Annotated in this window: 21 protein-coding genes; 14 read left to right on the plus strand and 7 right to left on the minus strand. The window is 42.5% G+C overall.

Annotation, left to right across the window (positions count from 1 at the left end):
- The first annotated feature begins 72 nt into the window (after positions 1 to 72).
- Positions 73 to 957, plus strand: a complete 885-nt coding sequence (locus RIC88_RS05400) for an amidohydrolase family protein (protein WP_350216480.1) — start codon at positions 73 to 75, stop codon at positions 955 to 957.
- Positions 958 to 1,016: 59 nt separating this feature from the next.
- Here the strand turns inward: RIC88_RS05400 and RIC88_RS05405 are convergent, their stop codons facing one another.
- Positions 1,017 to 4,460 carry a pyruvate carboxylase gene (locus RIC88_RS05405; protein ID WP_350216481.1) on the minus strand — a complete coding sequence of 1,148 codons (3,444 nt, stop codon included), beginning with the start codon at positions 4,458 to 4,460 and terminating at the stop codon, positions 1,017 to 1,019.
- Positions 4,461 to 4,558: 98 nt separating this feature from the next.
- Between RIC88_RS05405 and RIC88_RS05410 the strand changes: the two genes are divergently transcribed.
- The 8 genes from RIC88_RS05410 (at position 4,559) to RIC88_RS05445 (ending at position 10,986) form a co-directional block, all read left to right on the plus strand.
- Positions 4,559 to 5,947: a serine hydrolase domain-containing protein gene (locus RIC88_RS05410; protein WP_350216482.1), complete on the plus strand. Its 1,389-nt coding sequence runs from the start codon at positions 4,559 to 4,561 to the stop codon at positions 5,945 to 5,947.
- Positions 5,948 to 6,019: 72 nt separating this feature from the next.
- Positions 6,020 to 6,505 carry a MarR family winged helix-turn-helix transcriptional regulator gene (locus RIC88_RS05415; RefSeq protein ID WP_350216483.1) on the plus strand — a complete coding sequence of 162 codons (486 nt, stop codon included), beginning with the start codon at positions 6,020 to 6,022 and terminating at the stop codon, positions 6,503 to 6,505.
- Positions 6,498 to 7,937, plus strand: coding sequence for a pyridoxal phosphate-dependent decarboxylase family protein (locus tag RIC88_RS05420; protein ID WP_350216484.1), 1,440 nt, complete (start codon positions 6,498 to 6,500; stop codon positions 7,935 to 7,937). Before RIC88_RS05415 ends, RIC88_RS05420 begins: the two co-directional genes overlap by 8 nt.
- A 9-nt stretch (positions 7,938 to 7,946) precedes the next feature.
- Positions 7,947 to 8,465, plus strand: a complete 519-nt coding sequence (locus RIC88_RS05425) for a GNAT family N-acetyltransferase (RefSeq protein ID WP_350216485.1) — start codon at positions 7,947 to 7,949, stop codon at positions 8,463 to 8,465.
- Positions 8,462 to 8,953, plus strand: a complete 492-nt coding sequence (locus RIC88_RS05430) for a GNAT family N-acetyltransferase (RefSeq protein WP_350216486.1) — start codon at positions 8,462 to 8,464, stop codon at positions 8,951 to 8,953. Before RIC88_RS05425 ends, RIC88_RS05430 begins: the two co-directional genes overlap by 4 nt.
- Before the next feature lie 158 nt (positions 8,954 to 9,111).
- The gene (locus tag RIC88_RS05435; protein ID WP_350216487.1) at positions 9,112 to 9,843 is read left to right on the plus strand and encodes an AraC family transcriptional regulator; all 732 of its coding nucleotides are present in this window, start codon (positions 9,112 to 9,114) and stop codon (positions 9,841 to 9,843) included.
- Positions 9,844 to 9,935: 92 nt separating this feature from the next.
- On the plus strand, positions 9,936 to 10,637 hold the full coding sequence (locus RIC88_RS05440; RefSeq protein WP_350216489.1) for a DJ-1/PfpI family protein: 702 nt from the start codon (positions 9,936 to 9,938) through the stop codon (positions 10,635 to 10,637).
- 1 nt (position 10,638) lies between these two features.
- On the plus strand, positions 10,639 to 10,986 hold the full coding sequence (locus RIC88_RS05445) for a cupin domain-containing protein (protein WP_350216490.1): 348 nt from the start codon (positions 10,639 to 10,641) through the stop codon (positions 10,984 to 10,986).
- 263 nt (positions 10,987 to 11,249) lie between these two features.
- Here the strand turns inward: RIC88_RS05445 and RIC88_RS05450 are convergent, their stop codons facing one another.
- Positions 11,250 to 11,417 carry a hypothetical protein gene (locus tag RIC88_RS05450; RefSeq protein WP_350216491.1) on the minus strand — a complete coding sequence of 56 codons (168 nt, stop codon included), beginning with the start codon at positions 11,415 to 11,417 and terminating at the stop codon, positions 11,250 to 11,252.
- Between the two features lie 69 nt (positions 11,418 to 11,486).
- Here RIC88_RS05450 and RIC88_RS05455 point away from each other — a divergent pair, with 69 nt between their 5' ends.
- A complete protein-coding gene (locus tag RIC88_RS05455; protein WP_350216492.1) occupies positions 11,487 to 12,389 on the plus strand; it encodes a hypothetical protein in 903 nt (300 codons plus the stop codon).
- A 126-nt stretch (positions 12,390 to 12,515) separates the two neighbouring features.
- Here the strand turns inward: RIC88_RS05455 and RIC88_RS05460 are convergent, their stop codons facing one another.
- Both RIC88_RS05460 and RIC88_RS05465 read right to left on the minus strand, forming a co-directional pair.
- On the minus strand, positions 12,516 to 13,106 hold the full coding sequence (locus RIC88_RS05460) for a LysE family translocator (RefSeq protein ID WP_350216493.1): 591 nt from the start codon (positions 13,104 to 13,106) through the stop codon (positions 12,516 to 12,518).
- Positions 13,107 to 13,361: 255 nt separating this feature from the next.
- Positions 13,362 to 13,739: a DUF2784 family protein gene (locus RIC88_RS05465; RefSeq protein ID WP_350216494.1), complete on the minus strand. Its 378-nt coding sequence runs from the start codon at positions 13,737 to 13,739 to the stop codon at positions 13,362 to 13,364.
- 343 nt (positions 13,740 to 14,082) lie between these two features.
- Between RIC88_RS05465 and RIC88_RS05470 the strand changes: the two genes are divergently transcribed.
- The gene (locus RIC88_RS05470; protein WP_350216495.1) at positions 14,083 to 14,484 is read left to right on the plus strand and encodes a DUF6326 family protein; all 402 of its coding nucleotides are present in this window, start codon (positions 14,083 to 14,085) and stop codon (positions 14,482 to 14,484) included.
- 153 nt (positions 14,485 to 14,637) lie between these two features.
- Here RIC88_RS05470 and RIC88_RS05475 read toward each other — a convergent pair whose 3' ends face one another.
- The 3 genes from RIC88_RS05475 to RIC88_RS05485 all read right to left on the minus strand — a co-directional run bounded on the left by RIC88_RS05475 (position 14,638) and on the right by RIC88_RS05485 (position 17,607).
- The gene (locus RIC88_RS05475; protein WP_350216496.1) at positions 14,638 to 15,210 is read right to left on the minus strand and encodes a hypothetical protein; all 573 of its coding nucleotides are present in this window, start codon (positions 15,208 to 15,210) and stop codon (positions 14,638 to 14,640) included.
- A 96-nt stretch (positions 15,211 to 15,306) separates the two neighbouring features.
- Entirely contained in the window at positions 15,307 to 15,846 is a 540-nt protein-coding gene (gene hslV, locus RIC88_RS05480) for an ATP-dependent protease subunit HslV (protein WP_350216497.1), read from the minus strand.
- 129 nt (positions 15,847 to 15,975) lie between these two features.
- Positions 15,976 to 17,607 carry a pyruvate dehydrogenase complex dihydrolipoamide acetyltransferase gene (locus tag RIC88_RS05485; RefSeq protein WP_350216498.1) on the minus strand — a complete coding sequence of 544 codons (1,632 nt, stop codon included), beginning with the start codon at positions 17,605 to 17,607 and terminating at the stop codon, positions 15,976 to 15,978.
- 111 nt (positions 17,608 to 17,718) lie between these two features.
- Here RIC88_RS05485 and RIC88_RS05490 point away from each other — a divergent pair, with 111 nt between their 5' ends.
- From RIC88_RS05490 to RIC88_RS05500, 3 genes are all read left to right on the plus strand, one after another.
- Positions 17,719 to 18,402: an SOS response-associated peptidase gene (locus RIC88_RS05490; protein ID WP_350216499.1), complete on the plus strand. Its 684-nt coding sequence runs from the start codon at positions 17,719 to 17,721 to the stop codon at positions 18,400 to 18,402.
- Between the two features lie 141 nt (positions 18,403 to 18,543).
- Entirely contained in the window at positions 18,544 to 19,113 is a 570-nt protein-coding gene (locus RIC88_RS05495; protein ID WP_350216500.1) for an RNA polymerase sigma-70 factor, read from the plus strand.
- A 55-nt stretch (positions 19,114 to 19,168) separates the two neighbouring features.
- Positions 19,169 to 20,053, plus strand: a complete 885-nt coding sequence (locus RIC88_RS05500; RefSeq protein ID WP_350216501.1) for a FecR family protein — start codon at positions 19,169 to 19,171, stop codon at positions 20,051 to 20,053.
- Positions 20,054 to 20,116 lie beyond the last annotated feature (63 nt).

The following is a 20,116-nucleotide window of genomic DNA, read 5'->3' on the forward strand; positions in this document are numbered from 1 at the left end:
ATATTTTAAACTTTTACTATAGCTTACATATATGCTTTTCTATTACTAATCAAACGCTCTCTTAGCAATCACATGGATTATAAATCTATACTACTGTCCCTCTTAGGTACATTTATCGCAACACTGGGCAATTCTCAAATTTTTGATGTCCACTTACACAGTTACACAGATAATGATTACTGGGGTGGTCAAACACATCCTACAGGTATTTTATCTCCCTCCTCTGCTCAGGAACATCTAGCTCGAACGATTGAAATGATGGATAAGCATAATGTCCAATATGCTATAGTATCTGGCTCAGTTGAAAGTATTTCTAAATACGTTGAAGCGGATTCGAGATTTATACCCGGATACATGGACGAAGAAGAATTAATTCCAATTAAGGAGTTTGAAACCCATGTGAAAGAAGGAACTATTCGCGTTTTTGGAGAAGTCGCAGGGGTATATTTTGGTCGCACGTTAAATGATCCTATATATGCACCGTATCTGAAAATTTGCGAGGAATATGGAATTCCAGTCGCATATCATACTGGTGGGGGGCCACCTATGACTCCCTATCGATGCTGCCCCAAGTTTCGTATTTCGCATGGAGATCCGTTGCTGATAGAAGATGTCCTTATTAAGTATCCAAAACTTCAGGTTTATCTTATGCACAGTGGAGAAGTGTTTTTTGAAAACGCTGTTCGTATGCTGAATCTTTACCAGCATCTTTATGTCGATCTTGGTGTGCTGCTGTGGGTAAGTCCACTTACCCAAGATTATGCTGTCAGATTCTTAAAATCGGCTAAAAATTCCGGAGTTTTAAATAGAGTCATGTTCGGTACCGATCAAATGGTTTGGCCGGGAGCTGCAACAAAATCGATTGAGTTTCTAAATTCACTGGAATTTTTAACTCCTGAGGACAAACAAATGATTGTTTATCATAATGCCATCCGCTTTTTCAAAATTGATGAATAATGTGACCATCTATCATTTCATTCTTTCTAACCACCTATAGCCCCCCAAGGAGGGGAATTCTACCCCATCTCCACCACCAAATCATCCTGCTCTACCAGTTCGCCGGATTGCAAGTGGATTTTCTTCACTGTTCCCGAAACCGATGAAGAAACGGTCGTTTCCATTTTCATGGCCTCAATCACAAACAGCACATCGTCCTTCTTCACCTTGTCGCCTTCTTTCACTTTCACCTCGGCAATCTTACCCTGAAGTGGAGATCCGATCTCGTTATCAGCATCCGCTTTTCGGTTGGAGATTTTCTTAACGGCTACTTTCTTATCCCGTATGCTGATCCGTCGTGTTTGTCCATTGAGTTTGAATGAAACCGTTCGCATGCCTTCCTCATCCGGCTCAGTGATGAAACCCATCTCAATGATGATGTTCTTGCCTTTAGCAATCTCCACAATCACCTCCTCGCCTCGTTTCATTCCATAGAAGAAAACAGGAGTGGGTAAGTGAGTCACTTCATCGTACTCCTGAATGTGCTGGTAATATTCCTTGAAGACTTTAGGGTAAAGCTTAAACGATAAGAAATCGTCGAAATCTGTTCGAGGAAACTCCTTTTGAAAGGCCGCAAATTCCTTCTCAAAATCTACCGGATCCATGTTGTCATTGGCTCGGCCTTTCAATGGTTTTTGATTTTTTAGGATCAACTTGCTGATCTCCGCAGGGAATCCACCCGGTGGCTGTCCTAAATCCCCTTTGAAGAATCCGATCACCGATTCAGGGAATGAAAGAGAAGCTCCTTTTTCAAATATCTCTTCAGCACTAAGATCATTGGCCGTCATAAACATCGCCATGTCTCCCACTACCTTGGATGAAGGAGTCACCTTCACGATATCACCAAATAGATCGTTGACGATCTCATAGTTTTTCTTGATCGTCTCAAACTTATGTTCCAATCCCAGGGCGATTGCCTGAGGTCGTAAATTAGAGTACTGACCTCCAGGAATTTCGTGATCGTATACTTCTGCTGTTCCCGCTTTCAATCCCGACTCAAACGGGTAGTAAAATTCTCTTACATCCTCAAAATAAGTTGAGTGTTTGTTCAACGATTCCAGATTCATTTCCCTTCCTCTTTCATGGTACTTCAGAGTAGCCACAAGTGAATTGAAGTTAGGCTGAGAGGTAAGCCCTGACATGGAAGCTAGTGAAACATCCACAATATCAACCCCTGATTCAATGGCTTTCAGGTACATAGCCGCCTGCATGGATGAGGTGTCATGCGTATGCAGGTGTATAGGTAAGTCCACCGCCTTCTTCAACTCAGACACCAATAGCTGAGCACTGTATGGTTTCAACAATCCGGCCATGTCTTTAATGGCCAACAGGTGTGCTCCTTCATCTTCCAACTGACGCGCCATATCCAGGTAGTACTGAAGCGTGTATTTCTTCTGATCATCGTCCTGTAATTCCCCGGTATAGCAAATGCAAGCTTCAGCTAACGACTCTGTTCGTTCACGGACTGCTTTTATGCTCACCTTCATGTTTTCAATCCAGTTGAGTGAATCGAAAATACGGAAGATGTCCATGCCGTTTTCAGCTGTTCGCTCGATAAACCGCTCGATCAGGTTATCCGGATAGGCAGTATACCCTACTCCATTCGATCCTCTCAAAAGCATCTGAAATAAGATGTTTGGTGCCGCTTCCCGCATGAGCTGAAGTCTCTTCCATGGGCTCTCCTTCAGGAATCGCATGGATACATCGAAGGTAGCGCCTCCCCACATTTCCATGGAAAACACATCAGGATTTTGCTGCGCATAGCTTCGGGTCACCTTCAGCATATCTTCCGTTCGGAAACGTGTAGCCAACAAGGACTGATGTGCATCTCGCCAGGTGGTGTCTGTAAAATGCACCTTCTGGTCGTCTTTGATGGATTGCACAAATTTTTCTCTACCCAGCTTCTTTAATCGATCTCTTGAACCTTCCGGAATGGAAGCTCCTTTCTGAACAGGTGGTAGTTTGGGAGTCCTGAATGTTTTATTTGGATCGAAAGATTTTACATCAGGGCTGCCATTGACAGAAACCTCACCAATGTAATTGAGTGTTTTCGTGCCCCGATCAAAGCTCTTTTTAATCTTGAAAAGATCAGGATGACTATCAATGAAATTGACGGTGGCCTTTCCATTGAAAAAGTCTTCCGTGTAGATCACATTCTCCAGGAAACCAATATTCGTCTTCACACCACGGACCCTAAACTCCCTCAGTGCCCGATGCAATCGTTGGGCCGCCCCTTTCAAGGTTCGACCTTTTGCCGTCACCTTCACCAAAAGCGAATCAAAGAATGGAGAGATTTTTACTCCGTTGTACACATTGCCTGCATCCAGGCGAATGCCAAACCCACCGGCAGATCGGTATGCAATGATGGTTCCATAATCCGGCTTGAAGCCATTTTCCGGGTCTTCTGTGGTCACCCGACATTGGACAGCAAACCCCCGAACCTGAATATCTTCCTGCGACTGAATGAAAATCTGTGGATGCGAAAGCTTGCATCCTGCCGCGATCAAAATCTGTGTTCGAACAATGTCTATACCTGTCACCTCCTCAGTAATGGTATGTTCCACCTGCACCCGAGGATTCACCTCTATGAAGTAGATGTTCTCATCCGGATCGACCAGAAACTCGACGGTTCCTGCGTTGTTGTAGTTTACCTGTTTCGCAATGCGCAAAGCATATTCATACAACTTTTCCCGGGTTTCATCTTTCAATCCCACACTTGGAGCTACCTCCACTACCTTCTGAAATCGTCGCTGAACAGAACAATCCCGTTCATACAAATGCACAATATTTCCGGCACCATCCGCCAGAATCTGCACTTCAATATGCTTGGGGTTCTCTACATATTTCTCCAGGAAAATCGTGTCGTCTCCAAATGCCTTCCCGGCTTCAGATTTGGCTTCATTAAATGATTTGATCAGGGTCTTCTCATTCCTTACCACACGCATGCCTCTACCTCCACCTCCGGCAGAAGCTTTTAAGATCACCGGATACCCAATGCGCTTCGCTTCGCTTTTGGCTATTTCATCATTCTCCAAAACCTTAAGATTGTCTTCAATAACCGGGACTTTCGCTGCACGGGCCACTTTCTTAGCCATCACTTTGTCTCCCAATTGAGACATCACCTCCGGCTCAGGGCCAATGAATGTGATTCCTTCTTCCTTACATCGTGTAGCAAACGTTACATTCTCTGAGAGAAAACCATACCCCGGATGGATTGCGTCCACACCGTTTTCTTTTGCGACAGAAATGATTTCTTCAATATCCAGATAAGGCTTCAACGGTTCGTCATCCGGACCTATTTGATAGCCCTCATCTGCCTTGTATCGGTGCAATGAGTAGCGGTCTTCGAAGGTGTAGACCGCCACAGATCGAATATGCAGCTCCGATATGGCACGTAGTACACGGATGGCTATTTCGCCTCGATTGGCGACCATGATCTTTTTGAAGAACTTCTGATTTTCCATATTGAATTGGAAATTAATAAAAAGCTGTTTCAATCAATTTGCTTCTGAAGAAATCCCGTCGATTTTTCTTAAATTGAATAGCAACTCACCTATTACACATGAAGAATCTTACCCTAATCTTAGTGTTGGCAATGATTACTTGTTGCTCATCACCGGAACAATCCCAGGAAAATTCTCTGTTAACAAGACTTGATTCCATCGGCGAGTCATTCATTAAAAAAAAACAGGTGCTCGGAATATCCGTCGCAATCATGCAGAAGTCAGACACCTTGTACGCCAGGGGATTCGGATATACTGATCTGGAACAAACAAAACCAGTAACCAATCAGAGCCGATTTCTGATGGCTTCTGTTTCAAAATTGATTGGGGCTGTAATTGTCATGAAACTAGTAGATGAGGATAAGGTTTCTCTGAATGACACACTCATTAACCTACTTCCGGATTTTCCAAATAAGCAGCAAGGCCAAACTATTACGCTTAGACACTTACTTTCCCACACTTCAGGTTTGCAGGATTATGCTTCTGAAATAGACTCAGCCTACCTGAAGACAGGTCAGAATCCAACTAAGAATGATATTTATACCTTCCTTAAAGACAGGAGTCAGGTTTTTGAAGCTGGTAGTGACTATAGCTATTGCAACACAGGTTTTTACTTGATGGGCCTGATCGTTGAAAAGATAACCGGCAACACCTTCCAACAAGAGGTTGATCGCATTATCAATCAGCCTACCGGGATTGATCTGGAGCTTATCGCCACCGCTACCAGCGACCCTGAAATGTCCCCTTATTGGGAATTAAAGGATCAGGAGTTTATCTCCTATCCTCACTGGACATGGATTAAGGGGGATGGCGGATTAACAGCCACTTCCATCATGCTAGCTCAGTTTCCCAATAAATGGGCGAATGGTCGAATCATAAGTCCTGAGTCGTTTCAAGCAATGACTACTCCCATTATTTTGAACAATGGCATTCAAACCGGATATGGTATAGGAGTAAGGAATGGTGAGTTCATGGGTGAGCGAATAATTGGACATACAGGTGGTCATAAATCCACATACGCTATCATGGTATACTTCCCGCATAGAGACCTCACTTTTGTTGTATTCATCAATACTGATAATTCACCTATTAGTGTCAGGGAAATATTTGCAGAATATGTCAGAGCTGTGCTCGATAAGGAAATTCCAAATCATGCAACGGAAGAAATCCCTCCGATCGATCTCTCAATGTATGAAGGAACCTATCGCAACTTCGATCACAAAATGAATAATATCACCACCATTAAGTTAGTGGACAACAATCTTCACTATTGTATGGGAGATGATTGTGTTAAAATGTATTACCTGGATAATCATCGGTTTTGGATATCAGAATGGCCCTATGATTTTGTCGACTTCCATGTTGACCAAGACGATGAAGTGCTGGCTATCAAGGAATATTACACCGGCTTTTATTCCGTATTAAGGCAAAGAATCCCAAACGAATAAACACCAATTATTCAAAAACTATGTAGGCAACTACATTTATTTTTATATATTTACGTAGTTAACTACATTATTATGCAATACGATTTTGTAAATGAACTAGGCTACCTGGGGCTTGCTGTCAGATTGAAACGATTAAGTGACGCCATGGTCCATAGCGGCAGACAGATGTACAAGGAGTTGAGGTTGGATATTGAGCCCAATTGGTTCCTGATATTCAGGCTTTTAAAAAAGTATGATCAGCTATCAGTGACAGAAATGGCATCCAAACTTCATTTCTCTCACCCTTCCGTCATTACTATGGTTGGAAAAATGGAGAAGGCCGGCTACCTCAATTCTACAATCGATAAGTCTGACTCCCGGAAAAAGCATTTTTTCTTATCTGCGAAAGCTGAAGAAAACCTACCGCGTTTTGAAGAAATATGGGAAGCGGGAACCGAAGGAGTGAAAAAACTCTTTTCGGAGGACAGCAATTTTCTGAACCTACTGGAGGCCCTGGAGGTGCAGTACAGTCAACAAGATTTTAAAGAAAGAACCCTAAACGAATTAGGCAATGAATAACACACTCGATTTCTCTCCGGAGCAATTTCAGAAGCTCCTCAATAAAACCTCTGATCTGGTTATCCATCAGCTTTCCGATTTAGAAAGTAAAAAAGCCTACCATTACCATCCTCAAAAAGAGGTCGAAAGCTGGTTTGATGAGCCCCTACCTAAAGAAGGAATGAATCCTGAAGAAGTGATTGACTTGTTCAAAGAACTGGTCATGGATACGGCCACCAACAATGTGGGACCATACATGTATGCCTATGTTATGGCTGGCGGCTCACAAATGTCACTGCTTGCAGAGAAATTGACAGCCACCATCAATCAGAATGTGGGGAAATGGCACCTCGGGCCTGCCGCCAGTGAAATTGAAAAACGAGTAGTACAATGGGCGGGTGAGCTTACCACTTTTGGAAAAGACTGTGGAGGTGTGATGGTTAGCGGTGGTTCTGCTGCCAACCTGGCCGGACTGACAGTCGCCAGAAACATCTTCTTTGAAAAAGAAAATATCCGGGAAAAAGGGCTATTCGGCATGAAGCCTTTTACCGTTTATGCCTCAACCGAAGTGCATGGCTGTGTAGACAAAAGTCTCATGGAGCTGGGCATTGGCACCAATCAGCTCCGAAAAATTGCTGTCAATGAGGATTTTACGATCAATATAGACGCACTTAAAACAGCGATAGAGCAGGATAAAGCAGCCGGCTTCACTCCTTTTTGTGTGGTTGGTACTGCCGGAACAGTGAATACTGGAGCAATTGATGATCTGACTGCTTTGGCTTCAATCGCGAAAGAACATGACATGTGGTTTCATATTGATGGGGCCTATGGAGGATTGCCAGCCGGCTTAAAAAGCATACAGAAAGAATACAAGGGCATTGAGCTGGCCGACTCGCTGGCACTGGATTTTCACAAATGGATGTACCAGACATTTGAAGCGGGTTGTTTGCTGGTAAATGACTTCAGTATTCTGCAACGAACGTACTTCAAACAAGCTTCCTATCTGGATACCACACTGGAAGAGCAGGGACGCACCAACTTCAACGAGCATTATTTTCAGTTAACACGAAATGCGAAAGCCATCAAGGTGTGGATGAGTCTGAAAACCTACGGCATGAAAAAGCTAAAGGCGATGATTCAGAAGGATATAGATCTGGCGCACTACCTAGGTGAACAGATTGAAAAGGCGGATGATTTTGAATTGAAAAGCACTTCTCATCTGGCGGTTACCAGCTTCCGGTATACGAATGGACTGACCGACGAGAAAGCCATTGATGAACTGAACAGAAAGTTGATCCCCGCTTTAGAGAAAGATGGGCGTGTGTTTATCACGGGCACTACCTTGCACAATCAATTTGTAATTCGTGCCTGCCTGATCAACCATCGCATGCATGAAGGAACTGTAAATTACCTACTGAAGGTTATTAGAGAGGTTGCAGCTAACCTAAACTGAATCCACCGAATGAAGGTAACAATCGAAAGCATCAGTACAGACCAACTTGATCCTCTGCAAGCATTATGCATAGCGACGTTTACAGAGACCTATGGATCTCAAAACACCAAAAGTGATCTCGAAAATTACCTGGAGACGAACTTCAATTCAGCTCAATTAAAGAAAGAGCTTGAAAACCCTCAGTCGGAGTACTACTTTGTGAAAGTTGATGGAGCCATAGCGGGTTATCTGAAAGTGAACGTAGGAAATGCTCAAACAGAGATTAAAGAACAAAACGGTCTTGAGATTGAGCGTATTTATGTTTCCAGAGCCTATCAGGGAAAGAAACTGGGGCAGGCGTTGTTTGAAAAGGCAATGGAACGAGCACGATTTCATAAAACAGCATTTCTGTGGCTGGGAGTGTGGGATCAGAACACCAATGCCATCGGTTTTTATGAGCGTAATGGATTCAAAACCTTTGATACCCATGTATTTCAACTAGGTGATGACATGCAAACGGACCTGATGATGAAACTGGATCTGGCATGATGCTAATCAGAAAAGCTACCGAGACGGACCATGATGGAGTTTGGGAGATTTTCTCAGAGGTTGTCAAGAAAGGCGACACCTATGTTTTTCCGGATGATACTCCAAGGGCAGATTTGAAGAAGTATTGGTTTGCACCGGAGATGGAGACTTATGTGGCTGAAAATGAAAACGGAGAAATTGTAGGCACCTACTTTCTAAAACCTAATTATCCCGGACGTGGCAAACACATTTCGAATGCCGGATATATGATAAAGCCATTTCATCAGGGAAAAGGCATTGGCAAACAGCTTTGCGAGCATTCCATACAAATAGCTAAAGCAGCCGGCTATCACGCCATGCAATTCAACATTGTCGTATCAACGAATACGGCAGCCGTTAAGCTTTGGCAAACCTTCGGTTTTAAGATCATCGGTACCACGCCCAAAGGATTTCAGCACAAAGAACTGGGGTTGGTGGATACATATGTGATGTGGAGAGGGTTGAAATAGGTCGAATATTTAGCACTCCGCTATATTTGAAAGGTAGATAAAGGCTATATGGCGTTTATCCAAATGTTAGCATCCATCCCCTTCAATTCGAAAATTATGATCTTATGGTGGAACTGAAATCGTTAGACTCTATCAATATTGACCAACCCAGAAGGGTAATGAAATATGTCTTGGTCTGGTGCCAATCGGGAAGCCTCACCCTCCAGATAGATGGTAGCGACTTCTCATTGTCTCAAAGGGAAGCTATAACAATCACTTCTGGTCAAATTCATTTTATAAAAAAAAATCGAGCAAAGGGTTACATCCTTGAATTTACCTATGATTTTTTCTGCAAGGACGATAACGATGTTGAGCTGATCTTTGAGAATGGATTGTTCTGCCACTTCGATGACAACCAGATCATTGAACTCGTCAATCATAAAGCGGTACATGAACAGCTCGAACTGATTGAAAAAGAACTTCATGAACGACCCTATCAATACCTCACTTCAGTCCATTCACGAATTGAACTTATCCTGGTGGAAATCAACCGCTCGAAAGTGGCACGTGGAGATGAAATATGGAAACCGGATGCATTATTCCTTAAATTTCTTGAGTTAGTTCGTGCCAGCTTTGACACGAACCAGACTTTAGCAAATTATGCTGATGAGTTACATACTTCTGAGCAAAAACTAAATGAGCAGGCCAAAACCCATACAGGAAAGACCGCTCAGATGGTCATTTATGGATTAATCGCTTCAGAAGCAAAGCGGCTTCTCACTTATGAACCTTCGTTAAGTGTTAAGGAAATAGCCTTTCAACTAGGGTTTAACGACCCCTTTTATTTCTCCAACTTCTTCAAAAAGCACATTGGCGTATCTCCAAAGGCCTATCGCGAACAAATAGATTAAAAATTACATGCTTTTCCCGAAATCGTCCATTCCTCACGAATCTGGACTGTACCAACTTTGTATTGAATCGATTCAAAAATCAAAAAAAAACAATGAAAACGATTATTCAAATGGTTCTGCTAACTGGAATTGCATTCGCTTGCAGCAATCAAAAGCCGGATTTGGAGCCACAACCGCAACACAAAATGCAAAAAGAAATAAACCCGGATATTCCGACAATCGGTATCCTCATTTTTGAAGGGTTCCTAACAAATGAAATTGCTGCCCCTCTAGATGTTTTTACTAAGAGCGATGCGAATGGAAACGTATTATTCAATGTGATAACAATCGCAAAAGAGACTAAGACCTATGTTAGCGAAGAGGGACTGGGCATTGTCCCTGATATGCTGATTGAAGAAGCTCCTGAACTTAAAGTGTTAATCGTCCCAAGTTCATTCAGACCGGATTTGCAGGTTGCTGATTCAGCAATGATCCAATTTATCAGGAAACAAAACCAATCGGCCGATTATATCGCAAGTCATTGCGCAGGGGCCTTAATGCTTGGCCAGTCTGGAATCGCCAACAACAAGAAAATTGTCACCTATGTAGGCGGTGCTGAAAGGCTGCAAGAAAACTACCCTGCTCTTCTTGTTCAGAATGATGAAGAAGTGGATTATATCCTTGATGGAAACATCATGTCCTCTAATGGCAGCTTGGTCAGCTATCCTGCCTCTTTGGCGTTATTGGAGAAACTTACAAGCGCCGAGCATCGAAAGTATGTAGAAAATGAATTGCTATATCATAAACTGAAATAACATGAGCACTGATATTCAAGATTTTATTGTTAAAACAACATCCACGGAGTGGTCGCCTCTGGAAGAAGAAGGCATTGATTGTACAGGTATTAACTGGATGCCACTGCGATGGGAAGAAAACCGTCCAGTTACCTTCCTATTGAAGTTCGACCCGGGGGCAAGCTACCCATATCATAATCATCCGGCTGGAGAAGAAATACTCGTACTGGAAGGTAGCTGCGAGTTGGCGGACATAATTTTCAACAAAGGAGATTACCTCTACACACCTCCCAATTTCAAACACTCGGTTAAATCTAAAAATGGATGCACCTTGTTTTTGATGGTACCGGAGGAAGTGGAGATTTTATAATGCAAAAAACTGATTTGCACGACCTGCGGGACTAACATACCCACAGGTTTTCTTCCAAGGATGTTTGCCCTATGTCAGACAGTATGTACATACGGGCAACTTTTGAATCAGCTTACTCCTACGCACGTGCATACGCACCACCATTTCACCAAGTGTTAATTTTTTCTTAATGCACATCAATTGGTTCTAAGCGAGCGTTTAATCAGACTGAAAAAGTTGAAACTATGCGCCAAATCACCACCTCATTACTGTCGATTGCAACGCTATGTCTGAGTGCCCAATCGTTTCAATCGCTCCGGACCCACCCGTTTGAAATAGATGCTGATAAACCGGAAGCGCTCGAGTGGTTGTCCGAAGACCTCAATAGGTACAATTTTATCTGTACCTCCGAATTTCACCGTACCGAACTGGCTATTGCCCAGTACAAGCAATTCATCTCGTTTTTACTTGACAATGGAGGGTTAGACAAGCTCGTGATGGAGCGTCCGTATGCCTACGGCGTGTGGCTCACACGGTATCTCGAGACGGGAGACGAAACGTACTTAAAAGTAGCCACCGATAGGTTTTGGTCGTTTGACAAATTTCGAAAAGAAGACAAAGTGGCCCATGATGCCTATGGCTTGTTCAACTGGCTGTATGCCCTGCTCATAGAGAAGAACAAATCGTTGGAGGTGGTGGGCATTGACCTGGATGAAAACCGGCATGCCAGCCTCGAACTCTGGTCGATGCTCCATTTTATTGAAAAATACCAGCTGCACGATCATTTCCCCGGGAGTACCCCCACCTTGCACGAAATGGTTACAAAAGAAGATGAAAATTCCATTGCCAGCCTTAAAAAATGGATGAAGCACTTTGAAACGGAATATTCATTGAAAAGAGAGGTTATTTCGAATTCAATGGGTGCCGATTTTGAACTATTCGATCGGATTGTGCAGAGCCTGCGCGACGTATGCGAGTATGGAAACGGCAACAGTCAATCGTCGCGTGATTATCGTGAAGCTGTGATGTTGCGGAATTTTAGGCGAGAAGTAGCCCCTACCGATCGGGTGTATGCACAATTTGGATTTGGCCATATTGCAACGGCTCCTCTTTCAAATAAGTACACCGGATTTATGGCCATGCTGCAAGATGATGCACCGTATGCAGGACGTACATTGGCCATCAATATACATTGTATTGCTTGCCGCGTGAGCACAATTCCAGATGCTTATATTCCCTATCGCCAAAAGGAAGATGGAAACTATTACTACAGTGATGCGGCCTACTCCATTGCCGACGGTGACCTTAGACATGCACTTTTCAAACATGTTAGTAATCAATCTACGGCCATCGATGTACGAACAGCCGAAGGAGCGTTAAAGGACCTGGAAAACCAGTTTCAATGGATGATCTTATTATTTTGAACATGCGATCCATTAGTATCCTTTCTCTACTGACGCAAGCGACTCGCTTGTGCTTGTGTAATACATCCCCCTACTCCCCACATTCTTTCGCACCCCCTTCAAAGGGGGAATTGCCTTCGCAAGAAATTAAAACAAATCCAAAATCTTTAATGCTGTGTAAACAAGCCCTAATGACAGAATAATGTTGATGGCTTTTTTCAACGTACTATTCTGCATGTACTTCTGAATAAAACTGCCAAATAAGGTCCAGACTGAAACTGCGCTAAAGCACACAACAGCTAAAACAAATATCCATGGTGCATGTGAAAGTATTTGCTTGTTCGGGTTATAGAGAAAGGTGGTGAAAATGGTCATGCCATAAAAGATGCCTTTTGGGTTCACCATTTGCAGCAAAAACCCTCTGCTAAACTTTGCCAATTCCTTTATTTCTGAAGATGAAGTATAGCTGGCTTTCAGCGTATGATAGGCTAGCCATAAAATGTATGCCGCCCCAATATATTTCATATAGGTGTTGATGAATGGCGCTACTTCTAAAAGTACGGAGGACAGTAAAACACAAATCCACAGCACGGTAAAGAAACCTGCCACTATTCCCATTAAAAACTTAAACGTTTGTTTATAGCCAAGGTGCATTCCAAATGATGCACAAGTAATATTATTAGGGCCCGGTGTATAGCTGGTAATAAAAATGAAAGATAGAAATGCGACCATGTTCATATAGGTGCTTTTAGCGCGCCAAGATTACACAAAATTTCAGTCTATTCCATTCTTTATTTTCGAACCAATTGTTGTTGTCACCTTCTGGTCTAAGTGGCTAAATAATCTTGTTCTAAGGTTGTAAAGATCGATTATGGCATATGGAGATTTGTTGACGAGCCTGTCGAAGGGTGGGGATGAAGGGCGGGTTGATTAATCGGTCATTGTCTCCTTCGATAAACTCAGGATGACAATAGTTATTATCCATGGGAATCGCTAATTCCTTTTAGAAATTCGTGAACGCAGATTCACATATCCCGCACACAAAACACTCAGAATCAGTCCTGCTGCAGTTCCAACATCTACGAGTTTTCGGTTAAGATCTATGCCGGTGATTTTCTCCAGCATGTATTCTATGAATGAACTCGAAATGTTTCGTTCACCCAGTTCCCGCTTAATGTCCCAATGCCAGTCTGTGAGAGGACAGTAACCGATCACACCTTTGTACCATCCAATACCCAGCCAGGCGATTAGGATGAGTCCAATAGCGATTATATGGGCTTTTCGAGTGGATTTGAGCATCCATCCGGTCAGGACGAATAGCACAAAAGCGCTATGGAAAAACGTTAAGAAATAGTCTAAGAATACGTTCACGATTTCAAAGTTGCTAAGATGGTGCCAGAAATTTCTTCCGATGGTTAGACTACAGTATGAGATAGGAAAACACATCCCCCTCCAGCCACACCCCCCATCTCACCCCCCTTCAAAGGGGGAATACTGTTCATCTCAATGCGAGTCACTCTGCCATGCCTTTCGGGTAAGCCACTTGAGGCAGGGGGAGCCTGTCGAAGGGTGCGGGATAGTGGGCGGGTGATTGATCCGTAATTGTCTCCTTCGATAAACTCAGGATGACAGATTATTAATTATAACTTTATACGCAACCATTCTTTATCCACCCGCATCAATCTGTCAGTAATCCCAAAATAACAAACCTAACATGCTAGACAATCCAAAAATCAATATCAAAATCAAACTATCTGCGTTGTGGGCTTCATTGGTATTCTGCTTTCTGTACGGAGACTATTTCGAGTTGTACACTCCGGGTAAAGTAGATAGCCTGCTAACAGGCAACAATGTGCTTGACAGCCCCATGACACTACTTATCGCATCAGTCATTCTTTCCATCCCATCGTTGATGGTGGCATTGTCTGTTTTACTCAACGCCAAACTGAACAGGGTCCTCAATATCTCTTTCGGTATACTATTTACACTGATGATGCTATTAATTGGAATCAACTCGATGACTCCCTGGTATTCATTTTATGTGTTCCTTGCTTTTTTGGAAAGCCTGATAACCATCGTTATTATCTGGCTGGCCTGGAAGTGGCCAAAAGTTTGACTTTGATCAATCAACGACTTGTCTCCTTCGATCAACTCAGGATGACACCTCGATAAGTGATCCCGTCATTGCGAACCTGAGGTACGAAGGTGAAGCAATCTCCTTATTGTGAGATCGCTTCGCATAGCTCGCGATGAAGTTCCAAAAAAGAGTTTAGCTTCTCCGCTCGTTCAACTGATTGACGGCTGTTTGTAGTTCACGCTTCAGTTTCACCTGCGTTTCACGTGCTTTGGTTTTATGCTCTTCATATTCCGCTTGAAGGCTGTCAAACTCACGTTTGGCTCGTTTCGTAACACTATTGCTTCGGATAAACATGAAGTAGGCCATGACGCCAAGCACTGCCAATGCAATGATAATGACCCACACCATGATGTGGTATCCTACTTTGGAAAACGGAATGCCCAGGAAATAAATGGTATCGTTCAGCTCCAGACTTTCATCCAGCCTGGCCTGCACCTCAGCCAGCTCTCCGCGTGCTTGCTGTGCTAGAGACTTAGCATCAGCAGTTTCAGATCTAAGCTCCCTGATACTTCTCTGTTTCAAATTCAAGGAATCCATCGCCTCAGACCAAAAGGCATTTAATCGTGTGCGTGGAATGACCTTATACTGTTCATAGGTCTCGGTTTCTTCCAGCATAGCATCATATTTGTCCTGCAAGGTTTCCTGCGCGAAGGTCGGAACGATAAATAAAACAAGTATTGAAAGGGTGAGTACTAGGTTTTTCATTTTTGAGTTTGCTGGTTAATAGAAATTCACATTACAATTCTAAAAAAGTAACGGGTGTGGTGTCCTGAAATTATTCTTATTACTAAATCTGAAAAGCTATTCTACAACCTCAACAACCAAATTATGGTTGGTGTAAATGCAAATATCTGCAGCAATTGTCAGCCCCTCACGTACCATTTCTTCAGCAGAAAGATTGGAAGCATGCTTCTTTAATGCCAGAGCTGCCGCTCTTGCGTACATGCTGCCCGATCCAATAGCTGCTACTTCTTCGTCTGGTTCTATTACATCACCAGTTCCGGATACGATGAGCACTTCTCCTTTATCCGCCACAATCATCATAGCTTCCAGCTTACGTAAGTATCTGTCTGTTCGCCAGTCTTTAGCAAGTTCGACTGCTGCTCTTTTCAGGTTTCCTGAATAATTGCTCAGCTTTTCATCAAACCGATCTAAAAGAGTAAAGGCATCTGCCGTAGAACCTGCGAACCCTGTCACGATCTTTCCGTCGGCAAGCTTGCGTATTTTTTTTACGTTTGATTTTGCAACGGTATTTCCCAGGGTAGCCTGACCATCTGCTCCGATGGCTACTTTGCCATTGTGCTTGATTGCCAGGACGGTTGTTGATTTTATTTTTTCCATAGAATGTTGTCTAGCTTTAATAAAGGAAAAGATGCTTCACAGAGTTCAAAACAATTACATTTTGTCAGGTTGAGCCTGTCGAAACCTCACAATGGGAAAACACATTTCGACAAGCTCAATGTGACAGCACTAAATCAAAATCCTAACCGGATCTTCTAAGAGCTCCTTGAATGTTTTCAGAAATGCTGATCCTACTGCACCATCTACTGCACGATGATCACATGAAAGTGTCACCTTCATCACATTCCCAGCATACATTTCACCATCTTTCACAACAACCGTTTCCTTGATACCACCCACTGCCATGATGCATGCATCAGGCGGATTGATGATCGCTGTAAATTCTTCGATCCCAAACATTCCCAAATTAGAAATGGTGAATGTGTTTCCGGAAAATTCTTCAGGTTGTAATTTCTTGTCTTTGGCTTTTTGTGCTAGCTCTCTTGCCTCGGCAGAGATATGAGAAAGCGATTTACTATCAGCAAATCGAACGACCGGTACGATCAAGCCTTCGGGGATAGCTACAGCCACTCCCATGTGAATATGCTGATGTTTCATCATGTGATCTCCATGCCAGCTGACATTTACATCGGGATGCTGGCGCAATGCCGCTGCTGCAGCTTTAATCACCATGTCATTGAAAGAAATCTTTACAGGAGCAATCTCATTCATGGATTTTCTGGCTTCAATGGCCTTATCCATGTTGATCTCCATCGTTAGATAGAAATGTGGTGCAGCAAATTTGCTGTCACTCAATCGCTTGGCAATCACTTTGCGCATTTGCGAAAGCTCTACTTTCTCTGATTTCTCTTCTCCAACCACTTTTGGTATGCTGATTGAAGGTTGGCTCACATCCTTAGCTTTTTCTTGTGCTTGAGAAGGAGTAAAGTTCTCTACATCTGCTTTTACAACTCTTCCATCTGGCCCGGATCCATTCACTTGAGACAAGTCGATTCCTTTGTCTGAAGCGATCTTTTTAGCTAAAGGAGATGCTTTTACTCGTCCGTTGCTCGATGTAGTGGTCTGGGAAGGCTGAGAAGAACTACTTGAAGTGCTCGCTGGTGAAGAACTAGTCTCCGTTTTTTCTTCCTTTTTCTCTTCTTTAGCTGGTTCTTCGTCTTTCTGATCTTCAGCTTTGAGTAGCGCTTCGTAATCTGCTCCCTCTTCACCAATAATCGCTATTATACCATCAACGGCCACACCATTGCCGGCCTCCACAGCGGTATAAAGAAGTATTCCGTCTTCATATGCTTCCAATTCCATGGTAGCTTTATCCGTTTCAACTTCGGCAAGTATATCGCCTGCTTCCACTTTGTCTCCTTTTTTCTTCAACCAGGATGCAATCACCCCCTCTTCCATCGTATCGCTCATCTTCGGCATTCGCACAACAGTGGCGTTGATATTGCTTGTGTCAATTTTTTCAGTTGATTTCTTTTCAGACTTCTCTTCCTTCGCTTCTTCCATATTATTCTCTTCTGGCTGACCATTGCTAGCTTCCTCCAGCAAATGCTTATAATCCTCACCTTTTTCACCAATCACAGCCAGAATACCATCAACAGGAACAGACTCCTTTTCTTTCACCCCAATGTGTAAAAGCACCCCATCCTGGTAAGATTCCAGTTCCATAGTTGCCTTATCCGTTTCCACTTCTGCCAGTACATCGCCTGAGCTCACCTCATCGCCCTCTTTTTTCAACCATGAGGCGATCACACCTTCTTCCATGGTATCGCTCATTTTGGGCATTCTTATTACTTCAGCCATTTAGATCGTCTTTAATTCTAAGTCAAAATTAACCCATCCATCAAATAAAAATTTTGTTTTGGCACAAAATGAAAATTGAGTAAGCGATGTTCTCGTGTTAAATTGCCATAAATGTTGGATCGATACACGATAACACTCAACTCAGATGAGTTAGCACTTGTTTTAGGAGCCGAAGTTCCAGAAACATACCAGCCCCAATTTAATGCTGCCCCCACTAAGATCCTACCTACCATTACCAGTAATGAGGTTGATAAGATTTCATTTTTCAATTGGGGTTTAATGGCTATGTGGTCAAACAATCGTGCTATGAGCCCGAAATTCTTCAACCTCCCGATGGATTCGGTTATTAATAAATCAAGCTATCGGAAAAAGTTGGCAACCAATAGGTGTGTAATCCCTATGGACGGTTTTTATTTATGGAAACAAGTGGCTAAAAAACAACTGGTGCCGCATTACTTTTTCTTCCCTGATAAAAAAGTTTTTTCTGTTGCGGGGTTGTGGGAAGAAGGAGAGGACGGAACTCATTCATTCATTATGATCACCAGACCAGCAAACGAGCAGGTGAGTGATTTTCAGGAAGACATGCCGGCAATTCTTGACGCTGCATCGACCAGAAGATGGCTAGAGTCCGACAACCTGAACGAACTACAAGATTTACTTAATAAAGAAACTAAAGAAGCGTTTGTTTCTCATACTGTTACTCCAAAGATCAGGGACATTGATGGAAATGATGTTTCTTTTATGAAACCGGCTCCACCGTCAGACCAGCACGGAAATTATACTTTATTTGCCTAGCTTATTCACCCAAGAAACAAGGATAACCAACCTGAGCAGTACTTTATGTGTCAGTATTCACATGTTGTTCCTAATTTCGTCCTAATTTCAAACACTGATCACTCAGTATTTGTCACCTAACAGTTAGCAATAAATATTTACATGAGTTCTGACAATGACCTTTTACTTTTCCAGCAAGTGAAGAGTAATGACTTCTCCTCCTATGAGGTCATTTTCAAGCGATATTATAAAGAGCTGTACCGATTTGCGTTTACCTATGTTCGCGATGCAACTATAGCTGAAGAAATGGCTCAAGAAGTTTTTCTTTATATCTGGGAGAAACGGAAAAATATTGACATTCAAACAACATTAAAAACCTACCTCTATTCAGCAGTTAAAAACAAATGCCTGAATTATATCAAGCTTGAATTACCCAAACAACAATCCATGGCAGATGTTAGTGAAGTCATGCTGAGCGTGAGCATGCCGAAAAAGGATGAAGGCGAGAACGAAAAATTGAAAAGGTATATTCAATCTGCAGTTGACGCATTACCTAAGAAATGTAGGAAGATATTTATCCTAAGCAGAAATGCCGGAATGACGTATGAGGAAATAGCTGAGGAATTGGATTTATCTAAAAAAACAGTGGAGAATCAGATGGGAATTGCCCTGAAAAAATTGAGGGAGTCACTGGAACATGTGTACAAACATTACAAAGAGCACATGAACTGAAAAAAAAGTGAAAAAACTTAGGGGTTAGCACCCTTCTTATTGACTGATAATAGAGATGGCAAACGACCTGAAAGTATATAACTACCTGAACTACAAGGAGCAGCCTTTTGAAAAAGAAGACGGTTTTGTAGAGTTCTTATTTCAGCATTCGAATATGGATGCCCCTGAAGTAAACGAAGACGCGGCATGGAACGCTCTGAATAAAAAGGTTTATAATCCTAACAAAGCCTTTACATGGATGAAAATTGCAGCTGCAGTAGCTGTTCTGGCTGTTCTCACTTTATCAGTTTATCTATACAATCCTGAACCTTCCCAAATTCATGTAGCATCTAACACTGAAAAATTAAGTGTTACATTTCCTGATGGCTCGCTAGGTGTATTAAATGTTGGCTCCAGTTTCACTTACCTTGAAGAGTTTGGAGATGAAAGGAATGTCTCATTTACTGGTGAAGCCTATTTCGACATCCAAAAGAGTGAAAAGCCATTTATCATCGATGTAAATGGTGTAAACGTAAAAGTTTTAGGTACTGCTTTTAACCTCGTCACAACAGAAAAAGATGTGAAGCTCTATGTGGACAGAGGATTGGTTGCTTTTGAAAAAGACGGTGATCTGACAGAAGTCCCAGCTGGTATGGAGGCTATTTTTAATAGAAGTGATGCAAGCGTTCAATTCAATAACATTCCTTCAGAGAACATCATGAGTTGGAGAAATGGTGTATTCAAGTTTGACAAAACACCTTTAAGTAAAGCTTTAAACGAATTGAGTGAATATTATGATGTTGAATTTAGGCTCTCCACTGAGAAGCTTGAATCATGCAGGATATCTGCTACATTCAATAGGCAACCACTAGCAGAAGTTCTTGAAACTCTCGGAACGATCCTCAATGTTAAGACAACCTTAAAGGATAATACTGTAAAAATTTCGGGACAAGGCTGCTAATCTCTAGCATAAGCTTTTATTACTTTTGTGGGCGTGTTTATCGCCCCTTATTCCCAGTTACGT

This window comes from Ekhidna sp. (assembly GCF_040220215.1).
GTDB lineage: Bacteria > Bacteroidota > Bacteroidia > Cytophagales > Cyclobacteriaceae > Ekhidna.